Source organism: Paracoccus tibetensis, from assembly GCF_900102505.1.
Lineage (GTDB): Bacteria > Pseudomonadota > Alphaproteobacteria > Rhodobacterales > Rhodobacteraceae > Paracoccus > Paracoccus tibetensis.
This window is the reverse complement of the sequence record NZ_FMVT01000003.1, coordinates 325,898-349,427: the sequence shown is the minus strand read 5'-3', so window position 1 is coordinate 349,427 and position 23,530 is coordinate 325,898. Positions and strand designations below refer to the sequence as shown.

At 71.2% G+C, this 23,530-nt stretch carries 23 protein-coding genes; 16 read left to right on the top strand and 7 right to left on the bottom strand.

Features of this window, described 5'->3' with window-relative positions; all coding sequences use genetic code 11:
• The first annotated feature begins 12 nt into the window (after positions 1 to 12).
• The 5 genes from BLP73_RS06160 (at position 13) to queG (ending at position 3,392) form a co-directional block, all read left to right on the top strand.
• Complete coding sequence (locus BLP73_RS06160) at positions 13 to 402, top strand: hypothetical protein (RefSeq protein WP_090741350.1); 390 nt, start codon at positions 13 to 15, stop codon at positions 400 to 402.
• Positions 403 to 468: 66 nt separating this feature from the next.
• Positions 469 to 765, top strand: coding sequence for a photosystem reaction center subunit H (locus BLP73_RS06155; RefSeq protein ID WP_090741348.1), 297 nt, complete (start codon positions 469 to 471; stop codon positions 763 to 765).
• 43 nt (positions 766 to 808) lie between these two features.
• Positions 809 to 1,537, top strand: a complete 729-nt coding sequence (gene mtgA / locus BLP73_RS06150; RefSeq protein ID WP_090741346.1) for a monofunctional biosynthetic peptidoglycan transglycosylase — start codon at positions 809 to 811, stop codon at positions 1,535 to 1,537.
• Between the two features lie 81 nt (positions 1,538 to 1,618).
• A complete protein-coding gene (gene fzlA, locus BLP73_RS06145) occupies positions 1,619 to 2,305 on the top strand; it encodes an FtsZ-binding protein FzlA (protein WP_090741344.1) in 687 nt (228 codons plus the stop codon).
• Between the two features lie 61 nt (positions 2,306 to 2,366).
• Complete coding sequence (gene queG, locus BLP73_RS06140; RefSeq protein WP_281179918.1) at positions 2,367 to 3,392, top strand: tRNA epoxyqueuosine(34) reductase QueG; 1,026 nt, start codon at positions 2,367 to 2,369, stop codon at positions 3,390 to 3,392.
• Here queG and BLP73_RS19890 read toward each other — a convergent pair.
• Entirely contained in the window at positions 3,389 to 7,018 is a 3,630-nt protein-coding gene (locus tag BLP73_RS19890; protein WP_281179917.1) for a calcium-binding protein, read from the bottom strand. The two genes, queG and BLP73_RS19890, sit on opposite strands and share 4 nt — an antisense overlap.
• Before the next feature lie 95 nt (positions 7,019 to 7,113).
• The gene (gene cobA / locus BLP73_RS06130; RefSeq protein WP_245686565.1) at positions 7,114 to 7,881 is read right to left on the bottom strand and encodes a uroporphyrinogen-III C-methyltransferase; all 768 of its coding nucleotides are present in this window, start codon (positions 7,879 to 7,881) and stop codon (positions 7,114 to 7,116) included.
• A gap of 169 nt (positions 7,882 to 8,050) precedes the next feature.
• On the opposite strand from cobA, the gene BLP73_RS06125 reads away from it, so the two are divergent.
• Complete coding sequence (locus BLP73_RS06125; protein ID WP_090741341.1) at positions 8,051 to 9,424, top strand: cryptochrome/photolyase family protein; 1,374 nt, start codon at positions 8,051 to 8,053, stop codon at positions 9,422 to 9,424.
• Positions 9,421 to 10,098 (top strand): SDR family NAD(P)-dependent oxidoreductase, encoded by a 678-nt coding sequence (locus BLP73_RS06120; RefSeq protein WP_090741339.1) that lies wholly within the window; start codon positions 9,421 to 9,423, stop codon positions 10,096 to 10,098. The genes BLP73_RS06125 and BLP73_RS06120 overlap by 4 nt, the downstream gene beginning before the upstream one ends.
• Positions 10,099 to 10,111: 13 nt before the next feature.
• Here BLP73_RS06120 and BLP73_RS06115 read toward each other — a convergent pair whose 3' ends face one another.
• Complete coding sequence (locus tag BLP73_RS06115) at positions 10,112 to 10,663, bottom strand: glutathione peroxidase (protein ID WP_090741336.1); 552 nt, start codon at positions 10,661 to 10,663, stop codon at positions 10,112 to 10,114.
• A gap of 27 nt (positions 10,664 to 10,690) precedes the next feature.
• Positions 10,691 to 11,407 carry a TspO/MBR family protein gene (locus tag BLP73_RS06110; RefSeq protein ID WP_090741334.1) on the bottom strand — a complete coding sequence of 239 codons (717 nt, stop codon included), beginning with the start codon at positions 11,405 to 11,407 and terminating at the stop codon, positions 10,691 to 10,693.
• A gap of 140 nt (positions 11,408 to 11,547) precedes the next feature.
• On the opposite strand from BLP73_RS06110, the gene BLP73_RS06105 reads away from it, so the two are divergent.
• The 7 genes from BLP73_RS06105 (at position 11,548) to BLP73_RS06075 (ending at position 18,871) form a co-directional block, all read left to right on the top strand.
• Positions 11,548 to 12,774, top strand: a complete 1,227-nt coding sequence (locus tag BLP73_RS06105; RefSeq protein WP_090741331.1) for a glutathionylspermidine synthase family protein — start codon at positions 11,548 to 11,550, stop codon at positions 12,772 to 12,774.
• Between the two features lie 15 nt (positions 12,775 to 12,789).
• Positions 12,790 to 13,371: a DUF1190 domain-containing protein gene (locus tag BLP73_RS06100; protein ID WP_090741329.1), complete on the top strand. Its 582-nt coding sequence runs from the start codon at positions 12,790 to 12,792 to the stop codon at positions 13,369 to 13,371.
• 92 nt (positions 13,372 to 13,463) lie between these two features.
• Positions 13,464 to 14,372 carry a glycine betaine ABC transporter substrate-binding protein OsmF gene (gene osmF, locus BLP73_RS06095; RefSeq protein WP_090741327.1) on the top strand — a complete coding sequence of 303 codons (909 nt, stop codon included), beginning with the start codon at positions 13,464 to 13,466 and terminating at the stop codon, positions 14,370 to 14,372.
• A 4-nt stretch (positions 14,373 to 14,376) separates the two neighbouring features.
• Complete coding sequence (locus tag BLP73_RS06090) at positions 14,377 to 15,519, top strand: ABC transporter permease (protein WP_090741325.1); 1,143 nt, start codon at positions 14,377 to 14,379, stop codon at positions 15,517 to 15,519.
• A gap of 1 nt (position 15,520) precedes the next feature.
• Positions 15,521 to 16,456: an ABC transporter ATP-binding protein gene (locus BLP73_RS06085; RefSeq protein WP_090741323.1), complete on the top strand. Its 936-nt coding sequence runs from the start codon at positions 15,521 to 15,523 to the stop codon at positions 16,454 to 16,456.
• Entirely contained in the window at positions 16,453 to 17,187 is a 735-nt protein-coding gene (locus BLP73_RS06080; protein WP_090741321.1) for an ABC transporter permease, read from the top strand. The genes BLP73_RS06085 and BLP73_RS06080 overlap by 4 nt, the downstream gene beginning before the upstream one ends.
• Positions 17,188 to 17,272: 85 nt before the next feature.
• The gene (locus BLP73_RS06075) at positions 17,273 to 18,871 is read left to right on the top strand and encodes an alpha-glucosidase family protein (RefSeq protein WP_090741319.1); all 1,599 of its coding nucleotides are present in this window, start codon (positions 17,273 to 17,275) and stop codon (positions 18,869 to 18,871) included.
• A gap of 15 nt (positions 18,872 to 18,886) precedes the next feature.
• On the opposite strand, the gene BLP73_RS06070 is transcribed toward BLP73_RS06075, so the two are convergent.
• The gene (locus BLP73_RS06070; protein WP_090741317.1) at positions 18,887 to 19,069 is read right to left on the bottom strand and encodes a hypothetical protein; all 183 of its coding nucleotides are present in this window, start codon (positions 19,067 to 19,069) and stop codon (positions 18,887 to 18,889) included.
• 104 nt (positions 19,070 to 19,173) lie between these two features.
• Positions 19,174 to 20,067 carry a LysR family transcriptional regulator gene (locus BLP73_RS06065; RefSeq protein ID WP_090741315.1) on the bottom strand — a complete coding sequence of 298 codons (894 nt, stop codon included), beginning with the start codon at positions 20,065 to 20,067 and terminating at the stop codon, positions 19,174 to 19,176.
• A 121-nt stretch (positions 20,068 to 20,188) separates the two neighbouring features.
• On the opposite strand from BLP73_RS06065, the gene BLP73_RS06060 reads away from it, so the two are divergent.
• Together BLP73_RS06060 and BLP73_RS06055 are read left to right on the top strand one after the other, a co-directional pair.
• The gene (locus tag BLP73_RS06060; protein WP_090741311.1) at positions 20,189 to 21,130 is read left to right on the top strand and encodes a ring-cleaving dioxygenase; all 942 of its coding nucleotides are present in this window, start codon (positions 20,189 to 20,191) and stop codon (positions 21,128 to 21,130) included.
• A complete protein-coding gene (locus tag BLP73_RS06055) occupies positions 21,127 to 21,930 on the top strand; it encodes a VOC family protein (protein ID WP_245686564.1) in 804 nt (267 codons plus the stop codon). The genes BLP73_RS06060 and BLP73_RS06055 overlap by 4 nt, the downstream gene beginning before the upstream one ends.
• 10 nt (positions 21,931 to 21,940) lie before the next feature.
• Here BLP73_RS06055 and BLP73_RS06050 read toward each other — a convergent pair whose 3' ends face one another.
• Entirely contained in the window at positions 21,941 to 23,431 is a 1,491-nt protein-coding gene (locus tag BLP73_RS06050; RefSeq protein ID WP_090741309.1) for a VOC family protein, read from the bottom strand.
• Positions 23,432 to 23,530: the final 99 nt, after the last annotated feature.

The window sequence follows — 23,530 nt, the reverse complement described above, 5'->3', positions numbered from 1 at the left end:
GAGGATGTAAGGATGAAGACGAAACTCGTGGCCCTTGTGTTGGCCGGCGCGACCGCCGCCGCGCTGCCGGCGGCGGCCGATCCCGGGCGCGGTCATGGTAGGGAGAAGAGTGCGCGGCACCATGTTGCGCAGGCCGGCCACTGCCCGCCGGGCCTTGCCAAGAAGAACCCGCCCTGCGTGCCCCCCGGCCAGGCTCGCCAAGCCGAGCGCCAGCACGGCACCCGCGTCGGCGAGGTGCTGCGCATCGGCGACTACCGCCTGATCCGCGACCCGGTCCGCTACCAGCTGGAGCCGCGCGACGGCTGGCGCTACTACCGCGACGACCGCCAGGCCTATCGCGTCGATCCGGACACGAACCGCATCCTCGCGGTGCTGGAGCTGGTGAACGCCTTCACCAACTGAGGCCGCATCCCGGCGGAACGGAAGCCCGCGCCGCCGGGTTCGTTCTCCATCACACAGGAGGACCAGATGGACCATTCCAAGCATATTCGACTGCGCGAGGACGAGCTGACCGAGGCCGTCCTGACCGGCGCGCCGATCTATGGCCCGGGCGACGAGACCGTCGGCAGCATCGCGCATACCCATGGCAGCGGCGCCGACGCGAAGGTCGTGATCGATGTCGGCGGCTTTCTGGGGATCGGCAGCAAGCCGGTGATGGTGCCCGCGCGCGAGCTGGACCTGATGCGGGCCGAGGACGGTACCGTGCACGGGCTGACGCGCTGGACCACAGAAGACCTCAAGGCACTGCCGCGGCACGAACACTGACGGTTCGCTTGACGCAGGCCGCGGGCGCTGACAGAGGACGGTCATGCGCCCGCGTTCTCCTGCCCTGTCCCACCGCTCCGGCACGCCGAAGAGCGCTGCTAACGGCGGGCGCGGGCTTCTCGGCCGGGCGAAGGGCGCGGCGCGGCTCTGGGCCCTGCGTGCGGCGCTTGTCCTGATCGGTTCGGTCGCCATCTACGCCGTGGTCAACCCGCCGCTGACCTGGACGATGGTCGGCCAGAAGCGCATCCACGGCCTGGCCGAGCGCCGCTGGACGCCGCTCGAGGAGATTTCCCCCGCGATGCGCCGCGCTGTGGTCGCGGCCGAGGACGCGAACTTCTGCCTGCATTGGGGCTTCGACATGTCCGAGATCCGCAAGGTCGTGGAATCGGGCTCGACGCGGGGCGCCTCGACGCTGACGCAGCAGACGGCAAAGAACGCCTTCTTGTGGCAGAAGCGCAGCTGGCTCAGGAAGACGACCGAGACGCTGCTGACGCCGGTGATCGAGGCGCTCTGGTCCAAACGCCGCATCCTCGAGGTCTATCTTAACGTCGCCGAGTTCGGGCCGGGCATCTTCGGCGTGCACGCCGCCGCGCGCGAGCATTTCGGCACCACGCCCGACCAGCTGACGATGACGCAGGCCGCGCGTCTTGCCGCGATCCTGCCCGCCCCCAAGAGCCGCAGCCCGCACCGGGCCTCGAACCGCTCGCGCCAGATCGCGGACGGGGCGGCCACCATTGCCCGGGACGGGCGGGCCGGCTGCTTTCAGCCGTAAGCCGTTGCCCGGCCCGGTTGAAAGGCGCGAGGGCGGGGCGTATCAAGGCCGGGTTGCGAATCCAGGGGTCAAGAGCAGTCAATGAATACCAACACCCAGACAACGCGACTTTACCACACGCCGCTGTCGCCCTTTTGCCGGAAGGTCCGGCTTGTCCTGGCCGAGAAGAAGATCGAGGTCGAGCTGGTCGAGGACCGCTACTGGGAAGGCTCGCCCGACCTCAAGCGCCGCAACCCGGCTGGCAAGCTGCCGGTGCTGCGCTATCGCGGGAACATGCTGGCCGAGAGCCAGGCGATCATCGAGTATCTGGACGAGGCGGTGCCCGCTCCGGCGCTGATGCCGCAGACGCCGCTGGAGCGGCACGAGGTGCGCCGCCTCTGCGCCTGGTTCGACGACAAGTTCCATGTCGAGGTCACGCAGCCGATCCTGAACGAGCGGGTCTGGAAGAAGATCACCCGCACCGGCTATCCCGACAGCCGCATCGTCAAGGACGGGCTGCGGGCGATCAAGGAGCATATCGACTACCTCGCCTCGCTTCTCGAGACGCGGCGCTGGCTGGCGGGGAACACGCTGAGCTTGGCCGATTTCACCGCGGCGGCGCATTTCTCGTGCCTCGACTACATCTCGGACGTGGACTGGGACCGCTCGGAGGTGCTGCGCGACTGGTATGCGACGATCAAGTCGCGCCCGGCCTTCCGCGCGGTGCTGGCGGACCAAGTCCCGGGCATCCACCCCGCGCCGCATTATGCAGAGCTGGACTTCGGATAAGGGAAGGGGGGCCAGCCCCCCATCGCCTGACGGCGATCCCCCCCGGGCTATTTGGGCACAGGTGAAAGCGGCCTTGGCCAGCGAGGCCGAGGCCGTCGGCTTTTCCGGCATGGGGGTGACGCGGCCCGACGCCGTGCCCGGGCTGGCCGAGCGGCTGGCGGCCTTTCTGGAGGCCGGGCGGCACGGGCAGATGGCGTGGATGGCCGAGCGGCGCCACTGGCGCGGCGATCCGGCCGCGCTCTGGCCCGAGGCGCGCTCGGTCGTGATGCTGGCCGAGCTCTACACCCCCGAGAGCGATCCCCTGGCGGTGCTGGAGCAGCGCGAGCAGGCCGCGATCAGCGTCTACGCGCAGGGCAAGGACTATCACGACCTGGTCAAGAAGCGGCTGAAGCGCCTCGGGCGCTGGCTGCTGGAGACGGCGCCCGAGCCCGGCCACCAGATCAAGGTCTTCGTCGACACGGCCCCGGTGATGGAAAAGCCCCTGGCCGCCGCCGCGGGCCTTGGCTGGCAGGGGAAGCACACGAATCTTCTGTCGCGCGGGCTGGGCAGCTGGTTCTTCCTGGGCGCGATCTTCACCACCATGCCGCTGCCGGCCGACACGCCCGAGCGCGAGCATTGCGGGTCCTGCCGCGCCTGCCTCGACGCCTGCCCGACCGGCGCCTTTCCGGCGCCCTTCCAACTAGATGCACGGCGCTGCATCTCGTACCTGACCATCGAGCACAAGGGACCCGTCGATCCCGAACTGCGGCCCCTGATGGGCAACCGCATCTATGGCTGCGACGATTGCCTCGCCGTCTGCCCGTGGAACAAGTTCGCGCAGGCCGGCAGCGAGATGCGCTATCGCGGGATCGTTGGCGCGCCGCCCCTGGCCGAGTTGGCCGCGCTGGACGATGCGGGGTTCAGGGCGCGGTTTTCCGGCTCTCCGATCAAGCGGATCGGGCGGGACCGGTTCGTGCGCAACGTGCTCTACGCCATCGGCAACAGCGGCAGCGCGGGTCTGCGCGAGGTGGCGGCGGGGCTGGTGGGTGACCCGGACCCGGCCGTGGCGGATGCGGCGCGTTGGGCCGTCGCGCGACTCGGCGGCTAGAGCAGGAAGTCGCCCGAGCCCAGCTGGTGATGCCCGGTCAGCCGGATCAGCATGTCGGACTGACGGTCGCCGTTCAGGTCGATGAAGACATGGGTCTCGGAGCCGCTGATCTGCCAGCGGACCGAGCGCGCCCCGGAATGACCGCCCGAGCCCGCCCAGCTGACCCCGAGCGCCTTGAGGTCGATGAGGTCCGAGCCGCGGGTGAAGTCCTGGATGAGGTCGGGGGCCGAGCGCAGGCTGTCGCCGCGCGCCAGGTAGCGGAAGACGTCCGCGCCGGTGCCGCCGGCCAGCGTGTCGGCCCCCGCCCCGCCGATCAGCAGGTCGCGGCCCGAGCCGCCCTGCAGCCTGTCGTTCCCCGTGCCGCCCTGCAGCGTGTCGTTACCGGTCCCGCCGATCAGCAGGTCCTTCCCCGAGCCGCCGTCGAGGAAATCGTGCCCCGCCCCGCCGTCCAGCCGGTCGTCGCCAGCGCAGCCCAGCAGCCGGTCGTTCCCGTCCCCCCCCTGCAGCGTGTCGTTGCCGGCCTCGCCGTCGAGGCTGTCATTGCCGAGGCCGCCGATCAGCGTGTCGTTGCCGTCCCCGCCCAGCAGCACGTCCCGCCCGGCGCCGCCGTCCAGCAGGTCGTTGCCCGCCCCGCCCTCGAGCCGGTCGTCGCCATCGAGGCCCAGCAGCCGGTCGTTGCCGGACCCGCCCTGCAGAAGGTCGTTGCCCGCCCCGCCGTCCAAGCTGTCATTGCCCGAGCCGCCCAGCAGCGTGTCGTTGCCCGCATGGCCCCAGAGCCGATCATGGCCGCTGCCCCCGTCCAGCCGGTCCGCGCCGTTGCCGCCATAGAGCAGGTCGTTGCCGGACCCGCCGGTGATGCGGTCGTTGTCGTTATCGCCATGGAGCGTGTCATCCCCCACCCCGCCGCTGAGGACGTCATCGCCCGAGCCCCCGCGGATCAGGTCGTTGCCGTCGCCGCCGAAGATGCGGTCGAGGCCGATCCCGCCCAGAAGCGTGTCGTTGCCAATCCCGCCGTCGATCAGGCTGGCGGGGCCGAGCGCCTGGATCCAGTCATCGCCCTCGTCGCCGTAAAGCGTGTCCTCACCCGTCCCGCCCCAGAGGCTGTCATTGCCGAGGCCCCCCGAAAGAAGGTTGTTGCCGGCCTCGGCCCGGAGCTGGTCGTGGCCGAGGCCGCCGAAGAGGTTGTCATTGCCGGTCCCGCCATAGAGGAAATCGTCGCCGGCGTCGCCGAACAGGGTGTCATTCCCGTCGTCCCCGTAGAGCGTGTCCGCACCGTTTCCACCATGCAGCAGGTCGCTGCCGTCGCCGCCGTTCAAGAGGTCGTCGCCGTCATTGCCCCAGAGTGAATCGTCGTCCTCGTCCCCCCAGAGCACGTCGTTGCCGGCGCCGGCATGCAGGCGGTCGCGGCCGGTGCCGCCGCGCAGGGTGTCGTTGCCCGTCCCGCCGTTCAGCAGGTCGTCCCCCTCGCCGCCCTCCAGAAGGTCGTCCCCGTCCTCGCCCAGAAGCGTGTCATCGCCCTCGTCGCCCAGAAGCGTGTCGTTGCCGGCCCCGCCGCGCAGGCTGTCGCGCCCGGTGCCGCCGGCGAGGTAGTCGGTCCCCCACCCCGCCACCAGCGTGTCGTTGCCGTCGTCGCCCAGCAGGCGGTTGTGGCCGGCCAGCGCCTCGAGATAGTCGTCGCCCTCCTCGCCCGAGAGGGTGTCGTTGCCGTTGCCGCCGAACAGCCGGTCGTTGCCGAGCCCGCCATAGATCAGGTCGTCCCCGCCGTCGCCATGCAGCCTGTCGTTGCCGTCGCCGCCATAGATCAGGTCGCCCGCTTCGCCGCCGAAGATCAGATCGTCCCCCGCATCGCCGAACAGCGTGTCGCGGCCCGCGCCGCCATGGATGACATCATCGCCCTCGCCGCCCCGCACGGTGTCGTTGCCCGCGCCGCCGCTGATCGTGTCGTTGCCGCCGCCGCCCGAGATCGAGTCGTTGCCGTTTCGGCCCTCGATCGTTTCGGGGCGGGCGGTGCCGACCAGCGTGTCATGCCCGTCCGTCCCGATGATCCAGGCCGGCGCATCGGTCGGCCGGTCGTCGGGGGCGACGCGCTCGGGCTCGAGGTCGGGCATCCAGTAATGCGCGATGGGGAAGAGGGCCGCGTTCGAAAAGTCGGCGGCGGTCAGCGAGCGGCCGTCGCGGGTGTAGATGTCCAGAAGCGTCTCGCCATAGACGATCAGCACGCCATAGCTGGTCGGGATGAAGCTCAGCTGCCAGATGCTGCGAATCATGCCCAGCATCGACAGGTCCAGCCGGTCCACTCCGTGCTCGTAATCGGTGATGGTGATGCGGCCGCTGACGCGCGAGGGGACGAAGATGTCCGCCCCGGTCCCGCCGGTCAGGACGATCGAGTCTGGACCGGCCACGAGGATGTCGTTGCCGGCCCCGCCCTCCAGCCGGGTCGTGCCCGCCTGCGCGACCAGCAGATCGCCGCCCGATCCGCCCCGCACCACGCCCGCGCCGGCCCGCCCCGTCAGCCCCAACTGACCGGGATCCAGCACGAGTTGCGTCAGCCCCGTCTCGGTCGCGCTGCCCACGAAGAGCATGATCTTGCCGTCGCGCACCACCGCCTTGATGCTGCTGACATCGGACAGGGTCATGCCGTTGGTGTCGGCAAGGGTCGTCAGGTGCAGCAGCCGGCCGTCCGGCAGCAGCGTGAAGACCGAGATCCCGTCATCCGCGCCGCCGGCGAAGACGAAGGCGCGGTCGCCGATGGTGACGGTTTCCAGCGCGGTGACGGACTGGAAGCGGGTCGTCTGCTCGTCGATGATGTGGTCGGTGACGATCAGCTGCCCCGACGCGTCCAGCCGGAAGACCGACAGCGAGTTCGACCCGGTCGAGCCGATGATGACATAGGTCTCGCCGCCGATGCGCACCGCCTCCAGCTGCGAGGGCAGGTCGTAGCCGACCCCGCGCCCGACCACGTGCAGCGCGCCGGGACCAAGATGTCCGGTCGCCGACAGCAGGTGCGTCGAGATGAAGTTGCCGCTGCCCGAGATCGTGACCAGCACCTGCTGGCCGTCGACGCTGAGCGCCAGGACCTTGTCGATGGACGCGCCCGGGATCGCGCCCGCCGGCGTCGGGATCGTGACGCTGGAATGGGCGGTCAGGCCGCCGGACGGCCCCAGCCTGTGAACGCCCAGCTCGAGGCTGCCCTGCCGCGCGATGACCAGGAACTCACCCTGCCCCGCCTGCACCTGCTCGAGCGCGGTGACGGTGCCGGGCGGCAGGCCCGAGGGAAAGAGCGTCGCAAATCCCGCCAGCGTGCCGGTGGCCGCCGTCACCTCCATGCCCAGCTGCGCCGCGCCGGCCATCTGCCCCAGATGCAGGATGCTGCGCCCGCCCAGCTGGACCAGCGTGATCTCGGGGGTGCCGCCATAGGTGAAGGTATCGAGATAGGGCCGCGTCGCCACCTGGCTGAGGGGCGTGTTCGGGTCCGAGATCGTGTAGCTGCTGATGCCGCCGCCGAGCCGGGTGCCGACGACCAGCACGGTTTGCCCGCCTGACTCCACGACGGTCAGGTCGGTGATGCCCGACAGCCATGTCTGTTGCGTGACCCCGAAGGTGGTCACGAGGCGAAGGTCGATCATCCTGCTTCACTGCATCGCGGCCACGGCGGCGGGCCCGAGAAATGCGAGGATGGGGGTCCGGGCCGCTTCTGGGAAGGGCCTGTTTCCGCGTGATTTTAGGGAAGCGGCAGGGCGGGGTCGGGCCCCGGATGCCCGGCCAGCGGGCCGTAGAGGATCAGGCCGGGCTGGACGACCTCGGCCGTCTCCATCGCGCGGGCGAGCTCGGCGATGGTGGTGTGGACCAGCCGCTGCTGCGGGTGGCCGATGGCCTCGGCGAAAAGGGCCGGCGTGTCCGGCGACATGCCATGCGCCAGAAGCCCTGTCACCAGCTTGGGAAAGCTGCGCTGGCCCATGAACACGGCCGTCGTCGCGTGCGGGTCCGCCAAAGCGGCCCAGTTGACGTCCTCGGGCAGGTGGCCGGTCACGTCCGCGCCGGTGACGAACTGCACGCGCCGCGCCGTCAGGCGGCGCGTCAGCGGCATCCCCGCCGCCGCCGCCGCCGCGCTGGCCGAGGTGACGCCGGGGATGATCTCGAAGGGGATGCCGGCCTCGACGAGGGCGGTCAGCTCCTCCTCCAGCCGCCCGAAGATGCCGGAATCGCCCGATTTCAGCCGCACCACGCGGCGGCCCTGCCGGGCATGGTCCACGATCAGCCGGTTCACCGCGTCCTGCCGCGCCGAGGGGCGGCCGGCGCGCTTGCCGACGGCGATCAGCTCGGCTCGCGCCGCCGCGTGGTCCAGCACCGGGCCCGAGGCAAGGTCGTCGAACAGCACCACCTCGGCCTCGGCCAGCCGGCGGGCGGCTTTCAGCGTCAGCAGCTCGGGATCGCCCGGTCCCGCCGAGACCAGGGAGACGAAGCCGGGGCTGGGTTCGGGTGACGACACGGGCGGGGCTTTCGGACGGCTTTGGGCATTGCGGCGGATGAAGGTCCAGCTATAGCAGCCGCACGGGGTGTGACAATGGCGCGCGGCCAAGTTGCCCGGCGGGCAGGCGGATGCGAGGAAACTTTCGGCCGACCTGCGCGTGGTTGGTGCTGGCAGCAAGGAGGATTTGATGCCGGTCATCTGCTGGTTCCGCCGCGTCCTGCGGCTCGACGACCACCCCGCGCTGGTCGCGGCCGCTGCCGAGGGGGCGGTGATCCCGCTGGTCATCCTCGATCCCGCCGAGGCGCGCGCCTACCCCGCCAGCGCCGAGCGGCAGGCGCTGTCCCTGCCGCCGCTGCAGGCCGCGCTGGAACGTCACGGGAGCCGCCTGATCCTGCGCCGCGGCGCGCCCGCCGACGTGCTGGAGGCCATCGCCCGCGAGACGGGGGCGAGCGCGATCCACACGACCGAGGGCTTCCCCTTCGCCGCGGATGACGGCCTGTCCGAGGCGGCGGCCCGCGGCGGCGCGCAGCTTCACCTTCATCCCTTGGCCGATCTGGTGCCGCGCGGCCATGTCCTCACGCAGACCGGCGGCCCTTTCAAGGTCTTCTCGCCCTTCTGGAAGGCGCTGCGCCGCGTCGAGATCGCGCCGCCCCTCGACGCGCCGAAGCTGGGCGCGCCCGACAGCTGGCCGCAAAGCGACGATGCCGACTGGCCCGAGGCGCGGGCCGCGATGCGCCGGGGCTGGGACGTGCTGGCCGCGCGGATCGAGCCGGGCGAGGACGCGGCGCTGGCCCGCCTCGACCGCTTCCTCGGCGAGGCCGTGGCCGGCTATGCCAATGACCGCAACCTGCCCGGCAAGCCCGGCACCTCGACCCTCTCCGAGGCGCTGGCCGTGGGCGAGATCAGCGCCCGCCGCTTCTGGCACCGCTGCCAGCCCGCCCTGCACGAGGGGCGGCCGGGGGTCGAGACCTTCCTCTCCGAACTGGCCTGGCGCGAGTTCGCGCGCGAGCTGATGCACAACTTCCCGCAGATGGACCGGCGCTGCTGGCGCGAGGGCTGGGACGAGTTCCCGTGGCGCGGTGAGAGTGCGGATGCCGATGCCTGGCGGCGGGCCGAGACGGGGATCGACATGGTCGATGCCGGCATGCGCGAGCTTTACGCGACGGGACGGATGCACAACCGGGTGCGGATGATCGCGGCCAGCTATCTCTGCAAGCACCTGCTGACCCACTGGAAGATCGGGCTCGACTGGTTCGCCGAGTGCCTGGTGGACTGGGACGCGGCCTCGAACGCGATGAACTGGCAGTGGGTGGCGGGCTGCGGGCCGGACGCCTCGCCCTATTTCCGCGTCTTCAACCCCGACGGGCAGGCCGAGAAGTTCGACGCCGACGCGCGCTACCGCCGCTACTGGCTGGACCCCGAGGCCGAGGGCGCGCAAGCCTTCGCCGCCGCCGCGCCGCTGTCCTGGCGCGTCGATCTGACGGCACGGCGCAAGCCGTCCCTCTCGCTCGCCGAAGGTCGCGAGCGGGCGCTGGAGGCCTATCAGCGGGTGCGCCAATGACGGCGCCGCGCCGGGCGCTGGTGCTGGGCGTCTCGGGCGGGATCGGCGCGGCGCTGGCGGACCGGCTGGCGGCGGCGGGCTGCGAGGTCACGGGCCTCTCGCGCAGCCGCGACGGGCTGGACCTGACGCAGCCCGGCAGCATCGAGCGCCACGCGGCCCGGCTGGCCGAAACGCGCTTCGATCTGATCTTCAACGCCACGGGCGCGCTGGTCATCGACGGACGCGAGCCGGAAAAAAGCTTCGACGCCGTCACGGCCGAGGCGATGGCCGCGCAATTCGCGCTGAACGCCACCGGCGTCGCGCTCGTCATCCGCCACTTCGCGCCCCTCTTGACGCGCGAGGGGCGGCCGGTCCTTGCCTCGCTTTCGGCGCGGGTCGGCTCGATCGGGGACAACGGGCTTGGCGGATGGGCCGCCTATCGCGCAGCGAAGGCGGCGCAGAACCAGATCATCCGCACCGCCGCCATCGAGTGGCGCCGCCGCAACCCGCGCGCGGTGATCGTCGCGCTTCATCCCGGCACGGTCGAGACCCCGCTGACCCGAAAATACGCCGCCCGTCACCCGACCATCACGCCCGAGCGCAGCGCCGAGGCGCTGCTGGCGGTGATCGACGGGCTGTCGCCCGAGGACACGGGCAGCTTCCGCGACTGGAAAGGGCAGGTCGTGCCCTGGTGAGGCGGCGGCGCGATCAGGCGGCGAGATAGGGCGCGAAGGCGGCCTCGATCTGGCGGCTGCCGGGCTTGGTGAAGGACCCCCAGCTGCCCAGGATCTGCCCGTCCGGTCCCAGCAGCACCTTGCCGAAGTTCCATTTCGGCACGAAGCCCGTCTGCTGGCGCACCCAGCCATAGAAGGGATGCACCTCGCCCTTGGCCACGTGCAGGATGTCCGTCATCGGCAGCGTGATGCCGTATTCCATCTGGCAGTACTCGCTGACTTCCTTGCCCGAAGCCAGCTCCTGGTTGAAGTCGTCCGACGGCACCGCCAGGACGACCAGCCCGCGCGGGCCGTGGCGCTCGTGCAGCGCCTGCATGTCGCGAAGCTGCCCCGAGAAGCCGCAGAGCGAGGCGGTGTTCACCACCAGAACCGGCCGGCCGCGCCAGTCGGCGCTGTCCATCATGCCGCCGTCTATCGAGGGGAAGGTGAAGCTGGGCGCAGGCCCGGCCTCGGCCCGGCGGGTGGTCACGCCCGCGGCCACGGCCGACAGCATGGTGGCAAGGGACAGGAAGACGCGGCGATCCATCAGGTTTCTCCGTGCTGGGACAACAGGCTAGGCTTGGCGGCGATTCGTCCAGATGCGACCAAGCAGCGCAGCCGCGCCGAGTGCCGCCAGCAGCGCGATGAGCCAGCGTCCGGCGCCCGCATTGGCGGCAATGACCCCGACCAGCGCCCAGAGGACCGCGGCGCCATAGGCCCATTCCCGCGGCCGCCGCCCCTGCACCGCCAGCGCCAGCGCGGTGACGCCCAGAAGGCACAGCACCGCGGCGGCCTCTGGCGACATCACGCCATGCCCGCCCAGCCAGACGCCGATCGAGACCCCCGACGCCGCCGTCAGCCAGCCAGCATAGAGCGCGACCGGCCGCCGCTGCCACCACGGGTCAGACTCGCCCGCGCGCAGCATCGCGACCAGCGCGCCCGCCAGCATCGCCAGGATCATCAGCGTCGCAAGGCCCGGCATCCGGTTGGCCACCGGGATCCAGAAGAAGCCCACCACGAGGCTCCCCAGCAGCGGCGGGCGCATCGCCTGCCAGTCCGGCGCATCGGCCCGCTTCCACAACCCGTAGCCCGCCCCCGCGATCAGCCAGGCATAGATCAGCCCCCAGATCGAGAAGGCCCAGCCCGCCGGCTGGACCGGCGGGTCCTCTTGCGGGATCGGGAAGAGGTCGGGCCGGTAGCCCGCGAATTCGGGGAAGATGATCGGGGATGCCGCGAAGGCCACTGCCGCCACGAGGACGGCGATGGCCCAGGGGCGGGCGGTTCGGGACATGGCGGCTCCTTCGTGGATGTCGCGGGCGGATCGCCCCTGGCGAACGCGGGGCCCGGCGCCGCCGTTCCGCGACCCTGCGCCGCTTGCCCGCGGGACGTCAGGGTCTGGCCCTCGGGGCATCCAGCCCCTATGTCTGGACCATGCAGAAGATCACCCTCCCCGAACGCCCCGACCTTGCAGATAAGGCCGCCGAGGTCGGCTTCACCTTCGCCCATATGCATGGCGAGCCCTACTGGGACGAAAGCTCGGCCTACCGGCTGACGCTGGCCCAGGTCGAGACCGACATCGAGGACCCGGCGACCGAGCTGCACGCGATGGTCAGGAACGCCGTCGACCGGATCGTGGCCGATCCCGCCCTGATGACGCGCATGGGCATCCCCGCGGCGCATCACGGGCTTCTGGCCGACAGCTGGGCGCGGGGCGAGCCCGAGATCTACGGCCGCATGGACCTGGCCTATGACGGGAACGGGCCTGCGAAGCTGCTGGAATACAACGCCGACACGCCGACCTCGCTCTACGAGGCGGCGGCGTTCCAGTGGCAATGGCTCGAGGACCAGCTTGAGGCGGGCGTGCTGCCCGAGGGCGCAGACCAGTTCAACGGCATTCACGAGGCGCTGGTCGAGCGTTTCGGCGCGCTGTTTCCAAAGGACACCGACATCCACTTCACCGCCGCCGAGGACAATCCCGAGGATTACGCCACGGTCGAGGCGATGGCCTGGGCCGCGCGCGAGGCGGGGATGGGCGCGCATTTCACGGATCTCGCGCAGCTCGGCGTCAGCGCCGAGGGACAGTTCCTGGACGGCGAGAGCCAGGTGATCGGCACGCTCTTCAAGCTCTACCCGTGGGAGGACCTGCTGGCGGACGACTACGCGCGTCACATCGCGGGATCGGGCTGCATGTTCCTCGAGCCGGCCTGGAAGGCGGTCGTGTCGAACAAGGGGCTGCTGCCGGTGTTGTGGCAGATGTTCCCCGGCCATCCGAACCTGCTGCCCGCCTTCTTCGCCGATGACGTCGCCGACGCGCTGGTGGCCGGCGGGCGGCCCGTTCCCGCCGTGGCGCAGGCCTTCGCGCTGGCGCAGGACCAGCTGGCGGCGGGCCATGTCGTCAAGCCCATCTTCTCGCGCGAGGGGGCCGGCGTCTCCATTGTCGAGAACGGCGATGTGAGCGAGGCCACGGAGGCCGGCGACTACGACCGCCACCCGCGCATCGTCCAGGCCTACCACCCGCTGCCCGTCATGGACGGCTTTCGCCCGGTCATCGGCGCGTGGATCGTCGGCCATGCCTGCGCCGGCATCGGCATCCGCGAGGACCGGGCGCGCATCACGCAGGATCTGTCGCGGTTCAAGCCGCATTTCATCGCGGACTGACCGCAGGAGGACCACATGAGGAAACGTTCCCGGACCGTCGCGCTGACCATCCTCGGCGCCGCCGCCTTCACCGTCGCCGGCTGCCGCGAGGAGCAGGTCGAGGCGCAGGCCTTCCCCGACCTCGCCAGCTGCCAGGCGGCGGCTTCGTCGGGCGGACTTTTCACCCCCGCCGAATGCGACCAGGCCTTCGCCGAGGCCGAGGCGCTGCATGTCGAGGCCGCGCCGCGCTATGACAGCCTCGCCGTCTGCGAGGAGCAGCACGGCCAGGGCGCCTGCGGCTCCGAGGCGGAACAGGCGGGCGGCTCGGGCAGCATCTTCATGCCGCTGCTGGCCGGCTACCTGATCGGCAACATGCTGGGCCGCGGGATGGCCGGCACCGCCGCCGCGCAGCCGATGTATCGCAACGCCGCCGGCGGCTACACCAACGCCGCGCGCACCACCAGCTTCGGCAGCAATGCGGGCCGCGCGCAGATGGGCACGCAGAGCTTCGCCCGCCCGGCCGCCACCGCGGGGCAGGCACCGATGAGCCGCGCGACCGCGGCCTCGCGCGGGGGCTTCGGCAACACCGGCGGCAGCCGCAGCAGCTTCGGCGGCTGATTTTTTTCGGCGCCCGGGAACCATTCCGCGCATCGGCTCCTTCTACTTCCGGCGCGAAGCGCCGAGGGACATGGGCGACTGGAGAGATCAGCATGAAGGCTTACACCACCCTTGCGGCGGCGGCGCTTGCGCTTGCCGCACATTCGGCGTCCGCGCAGGACATCACCGTCTCCTCCAAGATCGACACGGAGGGCGGGCTGCTGGGCAACATGATCCTGCTGGCGCTCCAGGACGCGGGGCTTCCGGCGCAGGACCGGCTGCAGCTGGGCGGAACCCCGATCATGCGCGACGCCATCGTGGCCGGCCAGATCGACATCTATCCCGAATATACCGGCAACGGCGCCTTCTTCTTCGACGAGGCGGACAGCGACGTCTGGAAGGACGCGACCGCCGCCTATGAGCGCGTGGCCGAGCTGGACCTTGAGGCGAACGACATCGTCTGGCTGACCCCCTCGCCCGCCAACAACACCTGGGCCATCGCCCTGCGCCAGGACCTGGCCGAGGAGCATGGCCTGACCACGATGTCGCAGATGGGCGAGTGGATCGCGGGCGGCGGCGAGATCATGCTGGCCGCCTCGACCGAGTTCGTGACCTCACCGGCCGCGCTGCCGGCCTTCCAGGAGACCTACGGCTTCACGCTCAGCTCGAACCAGCTGGTGCAGCTGGCGGGCGGCGACACGGCGGCGACGATCGCGGCGGCGGCGCAGCAGACCTCGGGCGTGAATGCGGCGATGGTCTACGGCACCGATGGCGGCATCGCCCCGGCGGGCCTTGTCGTGATGGAGGATGACCAGGGCGTGCAGCCCGTCTACCAGCCCGCCCCCATCGTCCGCGCCGAGGTGCTGGAGGCCCATCCCCAGATCCGCGACGTGCTGACCCCGATCTTCGAGGCGCTGGACCTCGAGACCCTGCAAGAGCTGAACGGCCGCATCCAGGTCGGCGGCGAGCCGTCGGACGCGGTGGCGCGCGAATGGCTGACCTCGGCCGGGTTCCTGGACTGAGCCGATGCGGCTGGATCGCCCGGGTCTTCTGTTCGCCCTGATCGGGCTGGCCGGGCTGATCCTGCCCTTCGCGGAGTTCAAGCCGAACCGCATCCTCGCCGGTGAAGGCGCGACGCTGGCCGCGGCCCTGCCGCTTGGGGTCGCGCTTCTGTTCGCGCTGGCTGCGATGTTCGCGATGGGCGTCTTCCGGCTGCCCGCGATTCTGCGGCTGACCGCGGCGCTTGCGGCCCTGCTGGCGGTGCTGCTGGCCATCGGCGCGGCGGCGCGCCACCTGACGCCCGAGGGCGACACGCTCGCCCGCGTGTCGCCGGCCAGCGGCTTCTGGCTTCTGCTGCTGGCGCTGGTGCTGATGCTGGCCGACGCGGTCGCGCGGCTGCGGCCCGGCCTGATGCTGCGCGGGCTGCTGCTGGCCGGCGCGGTCGCGGCCGCCTGGTTCCTGCTCGCCTCGGGCGCGCTGGACCAGGTCTCGACCCTGCGCGAATACAGCGTCCGGCGCGAGGTGTTCCTGCGCGAGGCGCGGGCGCATCTGCTGCTGGCCTTCGGCTCGCTCGGCCTTGCGCTGCTGGTCGGGCTGCCGATCGGGATGCTGCTCTACGGGGCGCGGCGCCTGCGCGGGCCGGTGCTGTCGGTGCTGAACATCCTGCAGACCATCCCCTCGCTGGCGCTGTTCGGGATCATGATCCCGATCTTCAGCTGGATCGCGGCGACCGTGCCCGGCGCCGCTCAGGCGGGCGTGTCCGGCATCGGGGTCTTCCCCGCGCTGGTGGCGCTGTTTCTCTATTCCCTGCTGCCGGTGGTGTCGAACACGCTGACGGGCCTGGACGGGGTCAGCCCCTCGACCCGCGACGCGGCGATGGGCCTCGGCCTGACGCGGCCGCAGCTGCTGGGCTGGGTGCTGATCCCGCTGGCGCTGCCGGTGTTGCTGGCGGCAGTGCGGATCGTCCTGGTCCAGAACATCGGACTTGCGGTGATCGCCGGGTTGATCGGCGGCGGCGGCTTCGGCACCTTCGTCTTCCAAGGCCTGAACCAGACGGCCATGGACCTTGTTCTTCTGGGCGCGCTTCCCACCATCGCGCTGACACTGGTCGCGGGGATCGCGATGGACCTGGTGGTCGAGGGCACGGCGCGACGCCGGCAGGAGGCATGAGATGATCGAGATCCGGAACCTCACCAAGATCTATGACGGCACGGCGGCGGTCGACGATGTCAGCCTGACGGTCGAGAAGGGCCAGATCGCGGCGCTGGTCGGCACCTCGGGCTCGGGCAAGACGACGCTCTTGCGGATGATCAACCGCCTGGTCGAGCCGACGCACGGGCAGGTGCTGATCGACGGCGAGGACACGCAGGACATTGCCCCGCACCTGCTGCGCCGCCGGATCGGCTACGCGATCCAGGGCCACGGTCTCTTTCCCCATCACAGCGTCGCCCGCAACATCGGCACCGTGCCGAAGCTGCTCGGCTGGAAGCCCGAGGCGATCCGCGCCCGCGTGGACGAGCTGCTCGAGCTGTTCCAGCTGGACCCCGCCGCCTTCCGCGACCGGATGCCGCAAGAGCTGTCGGGCGGCCAGCAGCAGCGCGTCGGCGTCGCCCGCGCCCTCGCTGCGCGCCCGGACCTGCTGCTGATGGACGAGCCCTTCGGCGCGCTGGACCCCGTGATCCGCGCCAAGGCGCAGCACGATTTGCGCGACATCCAGCGCCAGCTGGGCACGACGCTGATCCTCGTGACCCACGACATGGAAGAGGCCGTGACCCTGGGCGACCGGATCGCGGTCATGGACAAGGGGCGGCTCGTGCAATACGCCCCGCCGGCCGAGGTGCTGACGGCGCCCGCCACGCCCTTCGTGCGCGATCTCGTCGGTCAGGCCGAGCGGCCGTTCCGGCTGCTCTCGCTCACCCCGGCCAGCGCCGTCGCGCGCGCCGGGCAGGCCGATGGCGCGCCGATCCCGCGCACGGCGTCCTTGCGCGACGCGCTGGCCGAGTGCCTCTGGTCCGGCCGCGACGCGGTCCCGGTCGAGGGCGGGGGCATCGTCACCTTGGCCGCCCTGCGCGCCGAGGCCGCCCCCACCGCACGGGCGGCCGAGTGACGGGACGGCTGCTGCTGGCCGCGGCGCTGCTGTTCCTGCTGGCCTTCCTGGCCAGCCCGCACAGCTTTGCCGGGCTCTTCCAGCCGCTGATCCGGCCGAACCAGCCGGCGATCTACACGCAGACCCCGCTCTGGTCGCTGACCCTGTCGCACCTGACGCTGGTCGCGCTGGCCGTCTCCGCCTCGACGCTCGTGGCGCTGATCCTCGCCGTGCTGGTGACCCGCCCCGCCGGGCGCGAGTTCCTGCCGCTGGCGCGCACGATCACCGCCGTCGGCCAGACGCTGCCCCCGGTCGCCGTCCTGGCGCTGGCCGTGCCGGTGATGGGCTTCGGCGCGGGTCCGACGCTGGTCGCGCTGTTCCTCTACGGACTGCTGCCGGTCTTCGAGAACGCGCTGGCCGGCCTGACCCGCCAGCCCGCGCAGGTGGCCGAGGCCGCGCGCGGCATGGGCCTGACCGCGCGCCAGCGCCTGTGGCAGGTCGATCTGCCGCTGGCCCTGCCGGTGATCCTGACGGGCATGCGCCTGACCGCCGTCATCTCGCTCGGCACGGCGACGATCGGCTCGACCGTCGCCGCCCGCACCCTGGGCGAGGTCATCATCGCCGGCCTCCTGTCCTCCAACACCGCCTTCGTCCTGCAGGGCGGCATGGTCGTCGGGATCATCGCCATCCTGATCCACCAGACCTTCCAGACGCTCGAGCGGATGGCCGCGCGCCGGATCGGGCTTGGCTGATCCTCACGCCCCTGTCACCGGGTCGGCCTTTCATCCCGGCGCGACCTGGGATTGATTGACCCCGACACGAAGGAAAGGACGCAGAATGCAGGAATGGTGGCGCGACGCGGTGATCTACCAGATCTACCCCCGCAGCTTTCAGGATTCGAACGGCGACGGCATTGGCGACCTGATCGGCATCACCCGGCGGCTCGACCATGTCGCCAGCCTCGGGGTGGACGCGATCTGGCTGTCGCCGATCTTCACCTCGCCGATGAAGGACATGGGCTACGACGTCGCCGACTACACCGGCATCGACCCGCTCTTCGGCACGATGGAGGATTTCGACGCCATGGTGGCGCGGGCGCATGAGTTGGGGCTGAAGGTCATCATCGACCAGGTCCTCTCGCACAGCTCGGACCAGCACCCGTGGTTCGCCGAAAGCCGCGCCAGCCGCGAGGGCGACAAGGCCGACTGGTATGTCTGGGCCGACCCTAAGCCCGACGGCACGCCCCCGAACAACTGGCTCTCGGTCTTCGGCGGCCCGGCTTGGGAATGGGAGCCGCGGCGCAGGCAGTACTACCTCCACAACTTCCTGACCGAGCAGCCGGACCTGAACCTGTGGAACCCGGCCGTGCAGGACGCGCTTCTGGACACGATGCGCTTCTGGCTGGAGCGCGGCGTGGACGGCTTCCGCCTCGACACGGTGAACTACTACTTCCACCACGGCGATCTGCGCGACAACCCGCCCAACCCCGACTATCGCGGCCCGGACGCCTACAGCTGGCAGCGCCATGTGGAATCGCGCAACCAGCCGGACAACATCGCCTTCCTCAAGCGCATGCGGGCGCTGACGGACGAGTACGAGGGGCGCATGATGGTCGGCGAGGTCGGCGACCAGGGCGAGACCGGCATCCGCATCATGGCCGAATACACCTCGGGCGGCGACAAGCTGCACATGTGCTACAGCTTCGAGATGCTGGGCCGGACCTTCACCGCCGCCCATTTCCGTCGCTGCATCGAAGAGGTCCAGAACAGCGCCGCCGACGGGCACAGCTGCTGGAGCTTCTCCAACCACGACGTCGTGCGCCATGTCACCCGCTGGCAGACCGAGACCTCGGACCCTGACCGCCTCGCGCGCCTCTCGGCGGCGATGCTGCTGTCCTTCCCCGGCACGATCTGCCTCTACCAGGGCGAGGAGCTGGCCTTGCCGGAAACGGTGATGGAGCGGCATGAGCTGACCGACCCCCCGGCCCTGCGCTACTGGCCCGAGATCAAGGGCCGCGACGGCTGCCGCACTCCCATGCCCTGGGACGCGCAGGCCCCGCAGGGCGGCTTCACCGACGCCGCCCCCTGGCTGCCCGTCAAGGCGCCGCAGCTGGACCGGGCCGTCTCGACGCAAGGGGGCGAGGACAGCACCCTCGCCGCCTATCGCCGCCTGATCGCCTTCCGCAAGGCCCAAGAACCGCTCGGCCACGGCACGACCGAGTTCCTCGACCTGTCCGAGCCGATCCTCGCCTTCCGCCGCCGCAAGGGCGACGAGGTGCTGACCTGCGTCTTCAACCTCGGCGAGACCCCGGTGACGCTGCAGGCGGACAGCGCCGAGCTTCTCGACCCATCCGATGCAGAGGCGAGCCACGGCACCCTCACCCTCCGGGGCCACGGCTTCGCCTGGCTCCAGGGCGCCCCCGCGCTCAGCGCCTGAGGCAAGGGCGGCGGCTCACTCGGGCCGCCGCCACACGAACAGCGCGACGGCCAGATAGACGCCCGCCGCCCCGAAGAGGATCGCCCAGAACGGGCTGCCGTTCGCCAGCTCCATCCCCGCCCAGGCCAGCGGCAGCACTACGCAGAGCACCCGCACCCAAAGATGCCGGAAGAACGGTGCATTCGGATCGACAAGCATAAACCCCTCCTCGCCAGCGGCACCCCTGCCCCTGCTTTGGTCCTCAAATATCCTGGGGGGTCCGGGGGGCAAAGCCCCTCGGCCACCGCCGGCGGACCCGCCGGCTAAAGCCCCCGCTGCCACGGCGGCGCCCCGCTGAACGCCCCCGCGACATGATCGATCAGCAGCCGCGTCTTCAGCGGCATCGGCCGGATCGGCGGCCAGACGAGGCTGATCGGCAGCGGCTCCTGCGGCAGATCCGGCAGCAGCCGCCTGAGCCGCCCGTCGCGGATCGCGTCATGGACGATGAACAGCGGCAGCAGCGCCAGCCCCAGCCCGCCGATGGCCATGTCCCGCATCGCCTCGCCATTGTTCGCCATGATCCGCCCCGGCCGAGGCGCCTCGCCCGCAAAGGGCCAGGTCTCGCCGAGCCGGGCGTTCAGGTAGCCGATGACCTCGTGCCGCTTCAGATCCTCGGGCGCCGCCACATCCCCCGCCACGGCCAGGTAATCGGGCGAGGCGACCAGCACACGCGGGTCTTCGCAGAGCCGCCGCGCCATCAGGCTGCTGTCCTTCAGATGCCCGATCCGCAGCCCCAGGTCAAAGCCCGTCCGCGCCAGGTCCGTCTGCCGGTCGTCGTAATCCAGCACGATCTCCAGCCCCGGATGCGCCCGCGCGAATCCGGCAATCACCGGCCCCAGATGCCGGATGCCGAAGCTCATCGGCGCCGCGATGGACAGCCGTCCGCGCAGCCCCGCCTCGGGGCTGGCGACGCTTTCGGTCGCGGCGACCAGCTCAGCCAGCGCCGGGCGCAGCCGCTCGGCCAAGGCCAGCGCGCTCTCGGTGGGCGCGATGCGGCCGGCATGGCGGGTGAAGAGGGGCACGCCGATGGCCGCCTCGAAGTCGCTGATCCGCTTGCTGACGACCGATTTGGACAGATCCGCCCGCGCCGCCGCGCCCGAGATGCTGCCCGCATCCATGACGTCCAAAAAGGTGCGAATGTCGGCGATGGTCCACATGGCGTCACCCTACCGCCACGGCCGCCGTTCGCAAGAACCGAACGCCGCATTCCCACCCGCGCGTCTGCCGCGAACGACCCGCCTGCGCCATATTGAGCGGGACAGAGGAAAGGAGCCTGCCATGCAGCTGACCGGAATCCACCACCTGACCGCCATCACCGCCAACGCGGCGGCCAACAACCGCTTCTACACCCAGGCGCTCGGCCTGCGCCGGGTGAAGAAGACCGTGAACCAGGACGACACCTCGGCCTATCACCTCTTCTTCGCGGACGGCGCCGGCAGCCCCGGCACCGACATCACCTTCTTCGACTGGCCCGCCGCCCCCGAGAAACGCGGGACGAACTCGATCATCCGCACCGGCCTGCGCGTCCGCGAGGAAAGCCTCGACTTCTGGGCCGCGCGCCTGCGCGAGCACGGCGCCACGGTCGGCGAGATCGACACGCAGGACATCCGCCTCGGCCTCGATGTCGAGGACCCCGAGGGCCAGCGCCTGCGCCTCATCGCCGGCCCGGACCCCAAGGGCCAGCCCTGGGAGCGGACGGACGTGCCGGCCGAGCACCAGATCCAGGGCCTCGGCCCGATCACCATCTCGGTCCCCGAACTGGCCCCGACCGAGGCGGTCCTCACGCAGGTCATGAACATGCGGAAGGTCCGCGACTATGCCAGCCCCGACGGGCAGGGCCATGTCCATGTCTTCGAGATGGGCGAGGGCGGCCCCGCGGCCGAACTGCACGTCGCCGTCCAGCCCGACCTGCCGCAGGCCCGCCAAGGCCGCGGCGGCGTCCATCACGTCGCCTTCCGCGTGCCCGACACGGCGGCGCTGACCGCCTGGACCGAGCGCGTGAAGGGCTTCCGCGTCCCCAGTTCGGGCGAGGTGGAACGCTACTACTTCCGCTCGCTCTATTTCCGCGAGCCGGGCGGGGTGCTGTTCGAGCTGGCGACCGACGGGCCGGGCTTCGACGTCGACGAGCCGACCGAGAGCATGGGCGAGGGCCTGTCCCTGCCCCCCTTCCTTGAAGGCAAGCGCGCCCAGATCGAGGCGGGCTTGAAGCCCCTCAAATGACCCCACGCGGCGGCCGGACCACCCGGCCGCCGCTTTTCCATGAGGACGAGATGACCGCGATCAGCCATGTGGCGCTTCTGGCCCGGCACCTGCCGGGCCTCAGCGCGTTCTACCAGACGGCGCTCGGCCTGCGCCCGCTGGCAGGGGACGAGACGCGCCTCGGCGCGGGAAACAAGCTGCTGCTGGAACTGCGCCCCGCGCCCGGCGCCGCGCCGCACGATCCGCGGCAGGCGGGCCTCTTCCACACTGCCTTTCTGCTTCCGGACCGTGCCGCCTTGGGTCGCTGGCTGCGCCACGCGCCCGCGCGCGGCATCCGCCTGTCCGGCGCGGCGGATCACGGGGTCAGCGAGGCGCTCTATCTCGACGACCCCGAGGGCAACGGGATCGAGATCTACCACGACCGCGACCCCGCCCTTTGGCCGCGCGAAGGCGACCGCATCGCCATGACCACCGAGCGGCTGGACCTGGCCGCGCTGGCGGCCAGCGCGGACGCGCCGTGGCACGGGGCGCCGCCGGGCACGGTGATCGGTCATGTCCACCTGCAGGTTGGCGATCTTGCCGCGGCGGACGCCTTCTTCGGCGGCAGGCTGGGGATGACGCGCACCTTCGACGCGCCGGGCGGGGCTTGGTATGGCTGGAACGGCTATCACCACCATCTGGCCGGCAACATCTGGAACAGCCGCGGCGCCGGCCCTCGGAACCCGGACATGGCCGGGCTGGCCGAGGTGGCGCTGGCGGACGCGGCCCGCAGCGGCCAGTCGCTGACCGACCCCTGGGGCACGCGCTTCCGCTTCGCCTGAGGCGGCGGCGCTACTGCGCCGCCAGCCAACCCTGCGCCGCCGCCAGATCCTCGGCCGCCAGCTCGTGCCCGGCCGGGATCACCCGTGCATCCAGCGCCGCGCCGGAGACCGCGAGCCAGTCGTTCAGTGCCGGGGCGTGGGCGCCATAGGGGTCGCGCGCGCCCTGCAGCGTCAGCACGGACACGCCCGCGAGGTCTGCCGGCGCTGGCGCCTTCAGCGCCAGCATCGGGCGCATCAGGATCGCGCGACGCATCAGCGCCGGATGCAGCGCCATCACCGCGCCGGCGAAGTTGGCGCCGTTGGAATAGCCCAGCACCGTGATTCGCGCCGGTTCCAGATCATAGGCCGCCACCGCGCCGTCCCAGAAGGCGGCGAAAGCCTCGGCCTCGGCGCGGATGTCGTCCTGGTCGAACTCGGTCATCGACAGGCGGCGGAAGAAGCGGGTCACCCCCTCGCCCGTCGAGCGACCGCGCACGCCCAGCAGCGTCGCGCGGGGCGCGATGCGGTGGGCCAGGGGCATCAGGTCGGCCTCGTTCCCGCCGGTGCCGTGGAGCAGCAGCATGACGCTGCCGTCCGGCTCCTCGGGGGTGTGGAGGCGGTGGGTGAAGGGCAGATCGCGCATGGGTCTCCTTTCCTCGCCCGGTCGGGCGAATTGCGGCAGGCGCAGCCGCAGCTCGATGTCGTCGGTGAAATGCGGGGGCACCTTCAGGCGGCGGCCGAGTGCATTCGCAGGCTCGTCCACCGCCATGCCCGGGCCGTCTGTCGCCAGCTCGATCAGCATGCCAGCCGGCTCGCGCAGATAGAGCGAGGTGAAGTAGAGCCGGTCGTGCAGGGTGCCCTCGTCCGCGAAGGGCGCAAGGGCGGCGGCATCCGGCATGCGCAGGGCGACATGGTCGATCGTCCCCGTCCCCGGAATGCCCGGCACGAAGCCCCCGGCCGCGCGGATGTCGATGATCCCGGCCGCGGCCGTCAGGCGCTGCACGCTCCCCTCGGCCGCGGCAGGCGTGAAGCCGAAGCGGCCGAGGAAGGCTGCGGTGGCCGGCGCGTCCTCGGACCAGATGGTGACGCCGTGCATCCGCGCAGGCGCGGCCGGCCAGCCGGTGTCGGGCAGGTCCGTGCCGACCAGCTTGACGATGATCCCGTCGGGGTCCTTCAGGCGCAGCACCGGGGCGCCGAACTCGCGCGAGGGGCCCTCGATCCGCAGCCCGTGCTGCATCGCGCGGGTCAGCCAGTCGCCGATCCGGCCGCGCGGGATCTCCAGCGCGATTTCGGCGACCTGCCCATGGCCGACCCGGCCGGGCGCGCCGCCCTGCCACACGAGGAAGCTGACCAGCGAGCCGGGGCTGCCGGCGGCATCGCCGTAGAACAGGTGCAGCTGCTGCGCATCCTCGAAGCCGGCCGTCTGCTTGACCAGCGACAGGCCCAGAAAGCCCATCCAGAAATCGACGTTGCTCTGGACGTCGCGGGTGATGGCGGTGACGTGGTGCAATCCGTGGGTCATGATCCGCCCTCCTTTCGCGCCTCAAGATGACGCGCCGCGCCCGTTCGCGCCACGGCCGCGCGCGCCAACCCCGCGTTCGGCGCGGCCGAACGACGCGGG